Below are 12,046 nucleotides of genomic sequence, written 5' to 3' on the forward strand. Positions count from 1 at the left end.
CCTTTTTCGTGCGCGCGTAGGGGAAAGATACACCTTCTCCGGCAAGGCGGTTCGTGCCAAGCTCCCCAGCAACAGAGCCTGTGAGGACGCACGCGATGACCCTGCCCTTAGTGATGAACGCGATGGTATTGACCGGCCACGGCGGGTTGGACTGCCTGGAATGGCGCTCTGATATGCCGGTGCCACAGCCAAAGGCCGATGAGGTTCTGGTGAAAGTCGGGGCGGCCGCGGTGAACAACACCGATATCAACACGCGGATCGGCTGGTATTCCAAATCGGTAGACGGCGATACCGCGTCCGGCTCCGACGGGTTTGGCGCAGCGGCGGATGCCGATGGCGGTTGGTCCGGCGCCTTGCAGTTCCCGCGCATCCAAGGGGCGGATTGCTGTGGCCGGATTGTTGCAGTGGGGGCAGATGTGTCTGACGTCCGCCTGGGAGAGCGGGTTTTGATCCGCGCGATGCATGCGCCCGGCGCTAACGATCCTGACCTGCCGCTGATCACCTTTGGGTCGGAGCGCGATGGCGGCTTTGCCGAATATGCCACCATCCGCAGCAAGGATGCCTTGCGGATCACTTCTCATCTTAGCGATGTGGAGCTGGCCAGTTTTCCCTGCGCTTTCTCGACAGCCGAAGGGATGATCCAACGGGCCGGACTGGGCGCGGAACGAGTGCTGATCACCGGCGCGTCTGGGGGCGTTGGTTCCGCCGCGATCCAACTGGCGAAACGGCGCGGGGCACATGTGACCGCTCTGACCAGCGCCAGCAAGGCGGCGGCGCTGCGCGATCTGGGGGCGGATGAGACCCTGAACCGCGATGCACGTTTGGCGGAAAACAGTTTTGATGTGGTGCTGGATCTGGTCGGCGGTGACGGCTGGCCACATCTGTTAGAGGCGCTGCGTCCCGGTGGCCGCTATGCGGTGTCAGGCGCCATCGCTGGCCCAATCGTACCGCTGGACCTACGCACGCTTTACCTCAAGGACCTCAGTTTCCATGGCTGCACCCAACAGGCGGATAGCGTGTTTGAGGATCTGATTGGCTATATCGAACAGGGCGAGGTCAAGCCGACGCTCGCCGCGACTTACCCGTTGACGGAGCTGAAAGCCGCGCAAGAGATGTTCCTGCAAAAGACCCATGTGGGCAAAATCGGGATCACTGTCAGCGGATAGATTTGCCGATTGCGGCGAAATGGGGTTAGGTAGGGCCCAATTTCTGCCCGCCGCTCTCAGCTGAGAAGGATCGGGCCATCCCTTTGAAACAAAACGATAGGCCCGATTATGTTTGCCGTCGCTGACACCAAAAAACTCGTCTCGGACGAAGTGATTACCGCTGAACAGGCCCAAATCATCGAGCGCCGCGCCCGTGAGGCAATGATCACGATGGCGGTGAACTCGGTCTTATGCTTTGGCATTCTGGCCGCAACGGCGGGATTCATTGTGTTGCTGGCCGAACCGCTGCCGGTTGCCATATTGGGCCTGCTGTTCCTGATTGCAGGGCTTTGGGTGCTGAACAAAAGCAGCGCGGATTACCGGATTTTTGGCAATGCCGCGGCGCTGATCGGGGCAGGTATGTTGATTGGTGGTGGATCGGTCGAGCTGATCGACAAGGCCGAAGATCAGGCTGGCTGGGTGCTGGCCATTGGCGGTGCCCTGATCGCGCTGATTTGCGGCAGTGCGCTCAGGCGCGGCAGTGCGGCGGCGGGGTTTGTTCTGGGCGCGATTCTGATCACCGGGGTCGCACTACATCTGGGTGGCCTTGGCTTGCTGCTGGAACAACAGGGGCTGTTTGGCGGCGCGAAGGCGGCGTTTTTCCTCTATGCGGCGGCGGTGGTTCTGGCGACGGGCTGGGTCACCGATGTACGGCTGATTTCGGCCCTGTCGCTGGTGCCCTTTGCGCAGGTGCTGGACACCGGATCAGGCTATTTTCATGCGGTCTACGTGTTCTATTCGCCAGAACCGACCCTGACGATCCTGCAAATGGGTCTGTTGATTGCGGGCTGCGTTCTGCTGGCCCAGCGGGTGCCTGAACGCACCGCACGCCATGCCCGCTTGGTGGCCGTGCTGGCCTTTGTGGTGGCCAATATGTGTGCGCTGGTTGGCTCGCTTTGGGGGGACATTGTGGGATCGCACCTCTGGGGGCCTGATTACACCGACTTCAGTGCTATCGCAGAGAGCAACGACCGCTGGGGCGCGTACCGCGCTGCAAGGGATGCCTTTGAAGCCAAAACGCTGGTGATCTCGGAAAACCTCTATTCGCTGGTCTGGGCCCTTGCCTTGGTCGGCATGATCTTCTGGTCGGCGCAGCGCAATATACGCGGGCTTTTCAACACCGCGATGACCTTTGGTGCGATCCACGCCTATACGCAGTTCTTTGAAAGTTTCGCCGATGAGCCCGCGGCCTATGTGCTGGGCGGGTTGGCTGCGATCCCTCTGGCCTGGGGCCTGTGGCGGCTTAATCAACGGATGGCGGCGCAGGAGTCCTGAGCGCGCGCCTGAACCCACCACTCAAAAGTTGGTCAAACCCCTACGGCGCTTGACTCTGCCCTGCAATCGGCGTATCGCCCAACCCAACATCCGGAAGCCCCAATTGTCTTCCGGTCCTTCGCCTTTGCAAGGATCGCCCCCCGTCAGCGAGTTTCGCCCACGGGGGACATTGGCTTATGGGGCTGTTCTACCTACCTGTAGGACATCGGAAATGTGGTGAAGTTAGGAGCGGCGCCGATGTTTGAAAATCTATCTGAACGCCTTGGTGGTGTCTTTGATCGTCTGACCAAACAGGGTGCCCTGTCCGAGGATGACGTTAAGACCGCTCTGCGCGAGGTGCGTGTGGCCCTGCTGGAAGCGGACGTTTCGCTGCCGGTGGCCCGTGACTTCGTCAAGAAGGTGCAGGAACAGGCAACCGGTCAGTCGGTGACCAAATCGGTGACCCCCGGTCAGCAAGTTGTGAAAATCGTGCATGACGCGCTGATCGATGTGCTGCGCGGCGAAGGCGATCCTGGTGCGCTGAAGGTCGACAACCCGCCTGCCCCGATCCTGATGGTTGGTCTGCAAGGTTCGGGTAAAACCACCACCACCGGTAAGCTGGCCAAACGTCTGAAAGAAAAAGACGGCAAACGGGTGCTCTTGGCCTCGCTTGACGTTTATCGCCCGGCGGCGATGGATCAGCTGGCCGTGCTGGGTCAGCAGATCGGTGTCGACACCCTGCCAATCGTGCCGGGCCAAAGCCCTGTTGAAATCGCCAAACGCGCCAAACAGCAGGCCACCATGGGCGGCTATGACGTCTATATGCTGGACACCGCTGGCCGTTTGCAGATCGACGAAGTGCTGATGAAAGAGGTTGAGGACGTCCGTGACGTTGTCAGCCCGCGCGAAACCCTCTTGGTGGTTGACGGTCTGACCGGTCAGGTCGCCGTTGAGGTGGCCGAGGAGTTCGACAATAAGATCGGCATCTCCGGCGTTGTTCTGACCCGGATGGACGGCGACGGCCGTGGCGGTGCAGCCCTGTCGATGCGGGCGGTCACCGGCAAGCCAATCAAATACGTCGGTCTTGGCGAAAAGATGGACGCGCTGGAAACCTTCGAGCCGGACCGGATCGCGGGCCGAATCCTTGGCATGGGCGACATCGTTGCGCTGGTAGAAAAAGCGCAGGAAACCATCGAGGCCGAACAGGCCGAGCGGATGATGAAGCGCTTCACCAAGGGTCAGTTCAACATGAACGACCTGAAGATGCAGCTGGAACAGATGCTCAAGATGGGTGGCATGGAAGGCATCATGGGCATGATGCCCGGCATGGGCAAAATGGCCAAGCAGGTGCAGGATGCCGGTATGGACGACAAGGTGATCCAGCGCCAGATCGCACTGATCCAGTCGATGACCAAAAAAGAACGCGCCAACCCTGCCTTGCTGCAGGCCAGCCGTAAAAAACGGATTGCCGCAGGTTCTGGCCAGCAGGTCAGCGACCTGAACAAACTTCTGAAAATGCACCGCCAGATGGCGGACATGATGAAGAAGATGGGCAAAATGGGCAAAGGCAAGATGATGAAACAGGCCATGAAGGGCCTGATGGGCAAAGGTGGCTCCCCGGCGGATATGGCCGCGATGGGTGGCATGGATCCCAGCCAGCTGGACCCGAAAGCTCTGGAAGCGGCTGCCAAAGCCATGGGCGGCGGCAAGGGCCTGCCCGGTGGCCTGCCGGGTCTGGGCGGCATGGGCGGATTGCCCGGTGGCCTCTCTGGTTTCGGAAAGAAGAAGTAAGTGACTAACATTCAGGCATATCCCTGGGAGGCTCCGATCACGGAGCCAGCAGCGGCCCTCGCGGCACGCTTCTCTGACCTTGTGCCTGAACTGGTGACCAAGCGGCTGACCCTGCGGGCGCCGACGCTCAGCGATTTCCCAACCTATGCAGAGATCCTGATGGGCGATCGCGCCGAAGGTCTGGGCGGCCCGTTTGACCGCGAAGAGGCGCTGCTGGATTTCTCGCAATATGTGGCCGGATGGCTGCTGCGCGGCACCGGCCTTTGGGCGGTGGAACGCCGCAGCGATGAAGCGCTGATCGGCTTTGTGCTGGTGGGAATGGAATACGGCGATCAGGAGCCGGAACTGGGCTACCTGTTCACCGCCGAGGTTGAGGGCGAAGGCTACGCCACCGAGGCCGCAGAAGCGGCCCGTGATTTTGCCCTGCAAGATCTGGAACTGCCGGTTCTGGTCAGCTGTGTGGACCCCGCCAACACCCGCTCTGCCCTGCTGGCGGAACGTTTGGGGGCCTTCATCGATCCCGAGGCCAGCGATCCCGAGACAAACATCTGGCGCCATGCCCCGAAAAAGGGAGATCCGTCATGACCGTGACCATCCCGACCCTTGAAACAGAACGGCTGATCCTGCGCGCGCCTTCGCTGGACGATTTCCCCGCGCTCTGCGCCTTTTACGATTCGGAGCGGGCGCATTTTGTCGGTGGTCAGATGGACCGCGAAAAGGTCTGGCGTCACCTGGCGCTGGAGGCCGGTCACTGGAACCTGATGGGGTACGGCCGCTGGACTGTGGTGGAGAAAGACACCGGCAAGCCCTGTGGCATGGTCGGTCTGTGGAACCCTGAAGGCTGGCCCGAGGCCGAAATCGGCTGGGATCTGTTCGACGGGTTTGGCGGCAAAGGTTATGCCACCGAAGCCGCCTTGGCCGCACGCAGCTACGCCTATGACGTTCTGGGATGGCAGACCGCAATTTCGCTGGTCGCCCCGGACAACCATCCCTCGCGCAAGGTGGCGCAGCGGATGGGGGCCAAGCAGGACGGGATCTTCAGCCACGTCCGTTTTGGCGACGTGGAAATCTGGCGCCACATGGCCCCGGCAGACATCGCAGATGGCGGTATGGAGAGCTACGCATGAGCGTTGCGCTGAACATCCCCCAGCTGGAGACCGAGCGGCTGATCCTGCGCGCCCCACGCGCCGCGGATTTCGAGCCGGAATCGGTGTTCTATGCGAGCGATGAGGCCCGTTTTCTTGGTGGCCCGCAGGAGGCGTCTGCCACCTGGCGCACCCTGGCCGTGATGATCGGCCATTGGGTGCTGCGCGGGTATGGCTTCTGGGCGGTTGAGGATAAGGCCTCCGGCGCCTATCTGGGCCGGGTTGGCCTGTGGAACCCGATGGGGTGGCGCGAAGAGGAAATTTCCTGGGCTCTTATGCCCTATGCGCAGGGCCGTGGTTTTGCCACCGAGGCAGCCTTTGCCGTGCGTCGTCACGCCTATGAAGTGCTGGGCTGGCAAACCGCCATCTCGCAGATCTCGGTTGAGAATGAGCCGTCAAAAGCCTTGGCGCGTCGTATGGGGGCACAGCTGGAAACCACCTATGATGTGCCGGATTTCGGCATGATGGAGGTCTGGCGCCACCTGTCCCCGGCAGCAGCCCGCAAACAAGATGCGGAGGCCGCAGCATGAGCTTTGATCTGCCCATCCCAACGCTCGAAACAGAGCGTCTGATCCTGCGCCAGCCGCAGGAACGGGATCTGGAAGGCTTGATTGCCTTCTGGGGCAGTGAACGCGCGCAGTTCATTGGCGGCCCGCTGAGCCGTCTGGACACCTGGCGCAAGCTGACCTCGATGATTGGTCAGTGGGTCATCAAGGGCTACGGTTTCTACATGCTGGAAGAGAAATCTTCCGGCGAAGTTGTGGGCGGTCTGGGCATTGTAGATGCCGAAGGCTGGAGCGAGCCGGAACTGGGCTGGAACCTCTATGAGGCGGCCGAGGGCAAAGGCTATGCCTTTGAAGCGGCTCAGAAAGTGCGTGAACACGCTGCCGCCACCTGGGGCATCACCGCGCCGATCAGCCATATCGATGCGGGCAACACCCGTTCGATTGCCTTGGCCGAACGTCTGGGTGCAACCTTTGAACGGAATGGCGACATCTCAGGCCATCCGGTGCGGATCTATCGCCATGCAGAATGGGAGGTCAGCTGATGCCCGTCACCATTCCCGTTCTGGAAACCCAGCGTTTGATCCTGCGCGGCCCGACGCCCGAGGCGTATCCCAGCTTCAAATCGACCTTTACCAGCTACCGCGCCCGTTTCATGGGTGGCCCGCTGAACGATTATGAAACCTGGATGCTCTATGCGGCAGAGATTGGCCACTGGCAGATCCGCGGCTATGGCATGTGGGTGATCTATGACCGCGACAGCGGCAAGACCCTGGGCATGGCCGGTGGCTGGAAACCCGCCAAATGGCCCGAGGCCGAACTGGCCTGGATCATCTGGCCCGAAGTGGCCGGTCACGGCTATGCGCTGGAAGCCACCCATGCGGTGCGCAACTACCTCTATTCCAACATGGGGTGGACCACTGCGGTATCTTACATCGATCCAAAGAACCTGGATTCCATCCGCCTAGCCGAACGTCTGGGCGCTGCAAAGGATCAAGGCGCCGCAACCGTCGACGGCCATGACATCGTTTACCGCCATCCCTCCGCCGACCAGCTGGCAGGCAGCCAGCTGAGCCACGGCATTGAGATGGAAATCGCCAACTACGCCGACCCGCTGTTCAAACCGAAAGGATTCGCCCTTGACTGACGCCGTATCCCGCGCTGCGGAGCTGCTGAAAGAGCACCGCGAAAGCATCGACCGTTTGGACGCCATCCTTGTCTACACGCTGGGGGAGCGCTTCAAGCACACCCAGGCCGTGGGCAAGCTGAAAGCGGCGCACGACCTTCCCCCGTCCGATCCGGCCCGCGAGGCCAAACAGATCGCACGGCTAGAAGATCTGGCAGACCGGGCCGACCTGGACCCCGATTTCGCCAAGAAGTTCCTGAACTTCATCATCGCTGAAGTCATTCAGCACCACAAAAAACACCAGGAGTAACCCCGCCTCCTCCCTCTGGGGAAGCAACTGGAAAGAAATTGCCGGCACCGCCGGCACACGCCATCTAAAGGAGATCTAACAATGGCAATGAAAATCCGTCTGGCCCGTGGTGGTTCGAAAAAACGTCCTTTCTACCGCGTTGTTGCCGCTGACTCGCGCATGCCGCGTGACGGCCGTTTCATCGAGAAACTGGGCACCTACAACCCGCTGCTGCCGAAAGACAGCGAAGAGCGTGTAAAACTGAACATGGAACGTGTTCAGTACTGGCTGGACCAGGGCGCACAGCCGTCCGACCGTGTGTCGCGCTTCCTGGAAGCCGCAGGCGTTCTGGCCAAGAAAGAGCGTAACAACCCTGAGAAAGCTGTTCCCGGCAAAAAAGCTCAGGAGCGCGCTGAAGAAAAAGCCGCCAAAGCGGCTGAAGCTGCCGAAGCGGCTGCAGAAGAGTAAGCCACAGACCGGGGCGCGTTGGGATGCGGGTATTTCCAGAAACATTCCAGCGCGATCTGGACGATCTGCTGCGGTGGCGGCGCGATGTGCGTCACTTCCGCAGCGATCCCGTGGACGAGGCACTGCTGCGGCAGTGCCTCGATGCATTTCTAACGGCCCCTTCGGTGGGGCTGTCGGAACCCTGGCGGGTGATCCGGGTGGAAAGTGACACGGCCCGCGCCGCCGCTTTGAAGAATTACCAAACCGCCAATGCCGAGGCTCTGGCGGCCTATGCCGCCGACAATGATGACAAGGCCGCGCTTTATGCTCAGTTGAAGCTGTCAGGCATGCAGGACGCACCGGTGCAGCTGGCGGTTTACTGCGACGAAAGCACCCTCAAAGGGGCAGGCCTGGGCGCAGGTACCATGCCGGAGATGCGGCGCTATTCCGTGGTCTCTGCAATCAACCTGTTCTGGCTTGCTGCCCGCGCGCGCGGGATCGGGATGGGCTGGGTGTCGATCCTTGACCCGGAACAGCTGAGCCGCGATCTGGATGTGCCTGCCGACTGGCAACTGGTCGGCTACCTCTGCGTCGGCTACCCGGCTGAGGACAGCGAGACGCCCGAGCTGGAACGCAAAGGCTGGGAAGACCGCCGCGGCCACCTGCCGGTGCAAACCCGCTGAGGCATTAAGCCTTCTGGCTGTTACCCAGCCCCTGTCGGCGCAGAAACAGCAATCCACGTACGAGACAACGTTTTGTCAAAACAACGCAAATAACCGGCACCAGCATCATATGGCTTAGGTGGTCGATCACATTGCTGCTGCCAATCCCGAGACCCCATAGAACCTGTCCGGCTGAAATAGCTACAGCAACGGGCCAGTGACCACGCCATATCGCCAAAACTGCACAAACCATCGCGATGGCTGTGCCCGAAAGGGCGGCATAGCCAAGGCGATAAAGGTCGAAGGTGAAAACACCAAGCGCGGAACAGTACAGCAGCAGCAGCAGAGTCAAACATCCCAAAAGCTCGAGGCTGGTAAACGGCTGGGCCGTCCCACCGAGTTTTCCCCAGACAGCCCTAAGAGCCAACAAAGGCAGCACCGCACCAAATGGCGCCAGCACGGCCATTGTGACAGAAAAAAACGTAACGCCCATCAGAACGTGCAATGCCGCTGTGATAGAAAGACTTGCAAACACTAGGATGCCAAGCCGCATTCTGTTTGAGGTCGCCAATACCGTTGGCGGCAGCCATCGGCCTGCGCAAACAGACGTGAACCAGATCAAGATGGTCGCAAGGCCGAAGGTTTCATAAAAAGCCATTACTATACCTCCAACCATGCGTCGTTAAATATGTGGGCCACGATGCCTTTCTTTCCGCCATAAGAATATATCAGCAAGATTTGGCCGTCCGGCAGCCGGGCCATCGCAGGATAGCGCACGGTCCCGCGGGCAGATTCCAGCGTCTTTATCTTTCGTCAGCTCCGGCCTTTGTCCTCAGAGATTGCCAAGCTCAGCGAATTGGCCTGATCAGGTTGATCGTTATAGGCCATAAGTAGCCGTCCCTCCGCCAACCGGATGGCGGCAACCGGTGCATTCGGGTTTGCCGGATCAAGATGCTCTGCCGGGCTCCAGCTTTGTCCACCATCGGTCGTCCAGGTTGCTATCAACCGATCCCCACCCCGCTCAAAATTACGCATCAGGGCGACAGCATTTTGCGCAATCAGCGGCACAACCATCGGCTGGATCCCGAAACGGCCCTGTGACATGCGTCGTTTGTCGCGCACCTTTCCGTGCGAATCCATCCGCACCCATTCACCAAAAGCATTCCCCAACTCCAAATAGGCTGGTAGCCCAAACGATCCGTCGGTGTAAGGAACCATCGGTGTCCGGACGAGATGGGAGCGATTGATAAAAGGCGAGAGGGACAGTTTGTGCACGCGCTCCTCCCCCTCCGCTGTATCCACCATAGCAATGGAGGCAGCGGCCCATCCGCCAAGAGAAACCACAGTCGCCAGAAGTTTGTCAGTTGATTCCCCAAACTGGATGGTATTGCCCAGCTTCAACACCGCCTGCGGTGGGTCCATGTGCTGCGTCAGCGCGCGCCGGTTTGTCAGCACTCCGACATCACCCACGATCCAGGCTCCCTCTTTGAAGCGTATATCTCGCTCCTTAAGGACCACATCCTGCGCCCCTTCGCGGCTGCCATCAAACCAAAGAATTCCAACAGCATCTTGCTTCATTCGGATGGCAGCGGAATGTGCGATACCCTCCCCGGCGCTGTAGTCAAAAACGGTTTCAAAAGAGGCCGACTGTGCCTCTGAGGTGATCAGTTCGGGAGGGGCGAAACTCCAACTAAGCGCCTGATCAGCAAAATGTTTCGCGACACCTACCGTTGTCATCAGCAAGAATGACAGCAGAACGCAAACTGTTGAAAGCCGTTTTGACAAAACCAATCTCCGAATTCTTGATGACGGGAGCTAGACGTCACTTGAAGGGCTGTCAACTCTAGCATGTGACTAACATCTCCTTGCCACCCAAAATGGCGCAGATTGGTGAATTGCCCCTGCCCGCCCAAGGCGTTATCAACGGGGAAACGCCCAGCCGTAATCTAGGTGACAACATGAGTGAAACAGACGATCTGATTTGTGTGGCCACCATCGCCGGTGCCTTTGGGGTGCGCGGCGAGGTACGGTTGAAGAGCTTCACCGCAGAGCCCGAAGCGATTGCCGATTACAATCCGCTGATGACCGAAGATTGCAGCCGCAGTTTTGAGGTGGGCATTGTCAACGTCATCAAAAACGGCCTGTCGGTGCGCCTGTCGGATGTCGCCACCAAGGAAGAGGCCGACGCCCTGAAAGGGGTCAAACTGTTTGTCCCGCGGGACCGGCTGCCGTCATTGCCTGATGACGAATTTTATCATGCCGATCTGATGGGCCTGGAGGTGTTTGACACTGGCGGGACCAAACTGGGCATGGTGAAATCGGTGCAGAACCACGGTGCTGGCGACCTGTTGGAAATCCACGGGCCGGGCCTGAAAACCACTGTTTTGCTACCCTTTACCCTGGCCTCAGTGCCAACGGTGGATCTGGGCGCGGGCCGGATTGTTGCCGATCCACCCGAAGGGCTGTTCCCCGAGTAATTCGAAACTGACCGGTTTTGTCATTCAGAATTCATGAGGTTTCGCGATAGCCTGATCTCATGGCTTTTGAACGATATTCCCGCGCGGGCATTCTTCTCTATGCTCTGCCGCTTTTTGCGAGCCCTGTGCTGGCCCCTTTGGCCGAGGTCCAGATAGAAACGGTCCCGCTGTTTGCCGGATGTTTCACGGCGCTGATGGCGCTGACTCGCCCACAGGCTGAAGGGTTTGTAGCGCGCTTAGTGCAGCTGATCTTTGCCTTGCTGATCAACACCGTGACTTGCGCGGTGCTCTATGGCGTGGGCTTTGGCGTTGCACGTTTGCTACCCCTGTCTCCGCTGCCCGTCCGGCTGCCTTTCCTGTCATTGGGCTTTGGCGTGGCGCTGGGAGTGTGGCGCTACCGCTGGACACCTGAGCAGGCTGCGATGGAGGCATTTCTGGACAACGCAACCGAAGAGATCCGTTCTCAGATATCCGAGCATGACGCGGATTAATCCGCTGGCAAGGTGGCCTCAATCGCGGGCGTTACCATCCGGTGTTTGCACATCTCCAGCAGCGCGCGCGCTTCTGCTTCGGGTAGGGTGATCGCGCTGCGCACAGCGCCGGCGATGACACCGACCAGCAGCTTGGCCATCGGCGTCAGCTCGGCTTCCCGCACCGCTGCCAGATCCGGCGCCACCCGCAGGATAGCTGATTCGAGGGTGCGGACGTGTTCGGCGCAATCTTCTTCGTCCAGCCGCTGCAAACGGCGGTCGGATTGCGTCGCCTGCCAAATCCCGTAAGCGCCTGGCATTTCCAGAAAACAATCGTAGTAGCTGTCCACCATGCCGTGCAGAGCTTCGATCAAGGCAGCCCGCGTGGTGACGGTGCCAAAGAGCGCCTGAATGCAGTGCTGGCCTTCGCGAAAAAACCGGTCTGCGAGGGTGGCAATGATCGCCGCCTTGTCGGGAAAGTACTGGTAAAGCGAAGCAATCGAGATTTCCGAAGCCTGCGCGATCTCCTTCATGGCCACCGCATCCACGCCGCGCGCCTCGATCAGTTTTGTGGCTTCCCACAGGATGCGTTCGAACCGTTTGCGGCTGCGTTCCTGCACCGGTTCTTTGCGCGGCAGAACCGCTTCCATTGCTTCAACTGTTGGGGACATGGGCCA

The 12,046-nt window shown here is 60.0% G+C and carries 16 protein-coding genes; 13 read left to right on the top strand and 3 right to left on the bottom strand.

From position 1 onward, the window contains the following. The first annotated feature begins 95 nt into the window (after window positions 1–95). The 11 genes from SIC14_RS02690 (at window position 96) to bluB (ending at window position 8,443) form a co-directional block, all read left to right on the top strand. A complete protein-coding gene (locus SIC14_RS02690) occupies window positions 96–1,166 on the top strand; it encodes an alcohol dehydrogenase family protein (protein WP_412564304.1) in 1,071 nt (356 codons plus the stop codon). Window positions 1,167–1,274: 108 nt separating this feature from the next. Further along, window positions 1,275–2,480: a hypothetical protein gene (locus tag SIC14_RS02695; protein WP_412564305.1), complete on the top strand. Its 1,206-nt coding sequence runs from the start codon at window positions 1,275–1,277 to the stop codon at window positions 2,478–2,480. 237 nt (window positions 2,481–2,717) lie between these two features. Further along, window positions 2,718–4,250, top strand: a complete 1,533-nt coding sequence (ffh, locus tag SIC14_RS02700; RefSeq protein WP_412564306.1) for a signal recognition particle protein — start codon at window positions 2,718–2,720, stop codon at window positions 4,248–4,250. Then, window positions 4,251–4,835 carry a GNAT family N-acetyltransferase gene (locus tag SIC14_RS02705; protein ID WP_412564307.1) on the top strand — a complete coding sequence of 195 codons (585 nt, stop codon included), beginning with the start codon at window positions 4,251–4,253 and terminating at the stop codon, window positions 4,833–4,835. Continuing rightward, window positions 4,832–5,377, top strand: coding sequence for a GNAT family N-acetyltransferase (locus SIC14_RS02710; RefSeq protein WP_412564308.1), 546 nt, complete (start codon window positions 4,832–4,834; stop codon window positions 5,375–5,377). Before SIC14_RS02705 ends, SIC14_RS02710 begins: the two co-directional genes overlap by 4 nt. Then, entirely contained in the window at window positions 5,374–5,925 is a 552-nt protein-coding gene (locus SIC14_RS02715) for a GNAT family N-acetyltransferase (RefSeq protein WP_412564309.1), read from the top strand. Before SIC14_RS02710 ends, SIC14_RS02715 begins: the two co-directional genes overlap by 4 nt. Continuing rightward, window positions 5,922–6,443: a GNAT family N-acetyltransferase gene (locus tag SIC14_RS02720; protein ID WP_412564310.1), complete on the top strand. Its 522-nt coding sequence runs from the start codon at window positions 5,922–5,924 to the stop codon at window positions 6,441–6,443. The genes SIC14_RS02715 and SIC14_RS02720 overlap by 4 nt, the downstream gene beginning before the upstream one ends. Next, window positions 6,443–7,045, top strand: a complete 603-nt coding sequence (locus tag SIC14_RS02725) for a GNAT family N-acetyltransferase (protein ID WP_412564311.1) — start codon at window positions 6,443–6,445, stop codon at window positions 7,043–7,045. Before SIC14_RS02720 ends, SIC14_RS02725 begins: the two co-directional genes overlap by 1 nt. Beyond that, entirely contained in the window at window positions 7,038–7,334 is a 297-nt protein-coding gene (locus tag SIC14_RS02730) for a chorismate mutase (RefSeq protein ID WP_058245546.1), read from the top strand. Before SIC14_RS02725 ends, SIC14_RS02730 begins: the two co-directional genes overlap by 8 nt. Window positions 7,335–7,415: 81 nt before the next feature. Beyond that, a complete protein-coding gene (gene rpsP / locus SIC14_RS02735; RefSeq protein ID WP_058245547.1) occupies window positions 7,416–7,781 on the top strand; it encodes a 30S ribosomal protein S16 in 366 nt (121 codons plus the stop codon). A gap of 23 nt (window positions 7,782–7,804) precedes the next feature. Continuing rightward, window positions 7,805–8,443, top strand: a complete 639-nt coding sequence (gene bluB / locus SIC14_RS02740) for a 5,6-dimethylbenzimidazole synthase (RefSeq protein ID WP_412564312.1) — start codon at window positions 7,805–7,807, stop codon at window positions 8,441–8,443. 4 nt (window positions 8,444–8,447) lie between these two features. Here the strand turns inward: bluB and SIC14_RS02745 are convergent, their stop codons facing one another. Both SIC14_RS02745 and SIC14_RS02750 read right to left on the bottom strand, forming a co-directional pair. Further along, the gene (locus SIC14_RS02745; protein WP_412564313.1) at window positions 8,448–9,080 is read right to left on the bottom strand and encodes a hypothetical protein; all 633 of its coding nucleotides are present in this window, start codon (window positions 9,078–9,080) and stop codon (window positions 8,448–8,450) included. 155 nt (window positions 9,081–9,235) lie between these two features. Further along, window positions 9,236–10,207: an exo-alpha-sialidase gene (locus tag SIC14_RS02750; protein WP_412564314.1), complete on the bottom strand. Its 972-nt coding sequence runs from the start codon at window positions 10,205–10,207 to the stop codon at window positions 9,236–9,238. Between the two features lie 173 nt (window positions 10,208–10,380). Here SIC14_RS02750 and rimM point away from each other — a divergent pair, with 173 nt between their 5' ends. Together rimM and SIC14_RS02760 are read left to right on the top strand one after the other, a co-directional pair. Further along, entirely contained in the window at window positions 10,381–10,899 is a 519-nt protein-coding gene (gene rimM / locus SIC14_RS02755) for a ribosome maturation factor RimM (RefSeq protein ID WP_412564315.1), read from the top strand. A gap of 59 nt (window positions 10,900–10,958) precedes the next feature. Continuing rightward, window positions 10,959–11,390 (top strand): hypothetical protein, encoded by a 432-nt coding sequence (locus SIC14_RS02760; protein ID WP_412564316.1) that lies wholly within the window; start codon window positions 10,959–10,961, stop codon window positions 11,388–11,390. On the opposite strand, the gene SIC14_RS02765 is transcribed toward SIC14_RS02760, so the two are convergent. After that, a complete protein-coding gene (locus SIC14_RS02765; RefSeq protein WP_412564317.1) occupies window positions 11,387–12,040 on the bottom strand; it encodes a TetR/AcrR family transcriptional regulator in 654 nt (217 codons plus the stop codon). The genes SIC14_RS02760 and SIC14_RS02765 overlap by 4 nt on opposite strands. Between the last annotated feature and the right edge of the window lie 6 nt (window positions 12,041–12,046).

This window comes from Thalassobius sp. MITS945101, assembly GCF_047123305.1.
GTDB lineage: Bacteria > Pseudomonadota > Alphaproteobacteria > Rhodobacterales > Rhodobacteraceae > Thalassobius.

Bases quoted from the DNA above. Each gene is read 5' to 3' on its own strand.
- SIC14_RS02720 (WP_412564310.1), top strand. From the start codon at position 5,922: ATGAGCTTTGATCTGCCCATCCCAACGCTCGAAACAGAGCGTCTGATC.
- SIC14_RS02725 (WP_412564311.1), top strand. From the start codon at position 6,443: ATGCCCGTCACCATTCCCGTTCTGGAAACCCAGCGTTTGATCCTGCGC.
- SIC14_RS02765 (WP_412564317.1), bottom strand. From the start codon at position 12,040: ATGTCCCCAACAGTTGAAGCAATGGAAGCGGTTCTGCCGCGCAAAGAA.
- SIC14_RS02715 (WP_412564309.1), top strand. From the start codon at position 5,374: ATGAGCGTTGCGCTGAACATCCCCCAGCTGGAGACCGAGCGGCTGATC.
- rpsP (WP_058245547.1), top strand. From the start codon at position 7,416: ATGGCAATGAAAATCCGTCTGGCCCGTGGTGGTTCGAAAAAACGTCCT.
- rimM (WP_412564315.1), top strand. From the start codon at position 10,381: ATGAGTGAAACAGACGATCTGATTTGTGTGGCCACCATCGCCGGTGCC.
- SIC14_RS02695 (WP_412564305.1), top strand. From the start codon at position 1,275: ATGTTTGCCGTCGCTGACACCAAAAAACTCGTCTCGGACGAAGTGATT.
- SIC14_RS02710 (WP_412564308.1), top strand. From the start codon at position 4,832: ATGACCGTGACCATCCCGACCCTTGAAACAGAACGGCTGATCCTGCGC.
- bluB (WP_412564312.1), top strand. From the start codon at position 7,805: ATGCGGGTATTTCCAGAAACATTCCAGCGCGATCTGGACGATCTGCTG.
- SIC14_RS02760 (WP_412564316.1), top strand. From the start codon at position 10,959: ATGGCTTTTGAACGATATTCCCGCGCGGGCATTCTTCTCTATGCTCTG.
- ffh (WP_412564306.1), top strand. From the start codon at position 2,718: ATGTTTGAAAATCTATCTGAACGCCTTGGTGGTGTCTTTGATCGTCTG.
- SIC14_RS02690 (WP_412564304.1), top strand. From the start codon at position 96: ATGACCCTGCCCTTAGTGATGAACGCGATGGTATTGACCGGCCACGGC.
- SIC14_RS02745 (WP_412564313.1), bottom strand. From the start codon at position 9,080: ATGGCTTTTTATGAAACCTTCGGCCTTGCGACCATCTTGATCTGGTTC.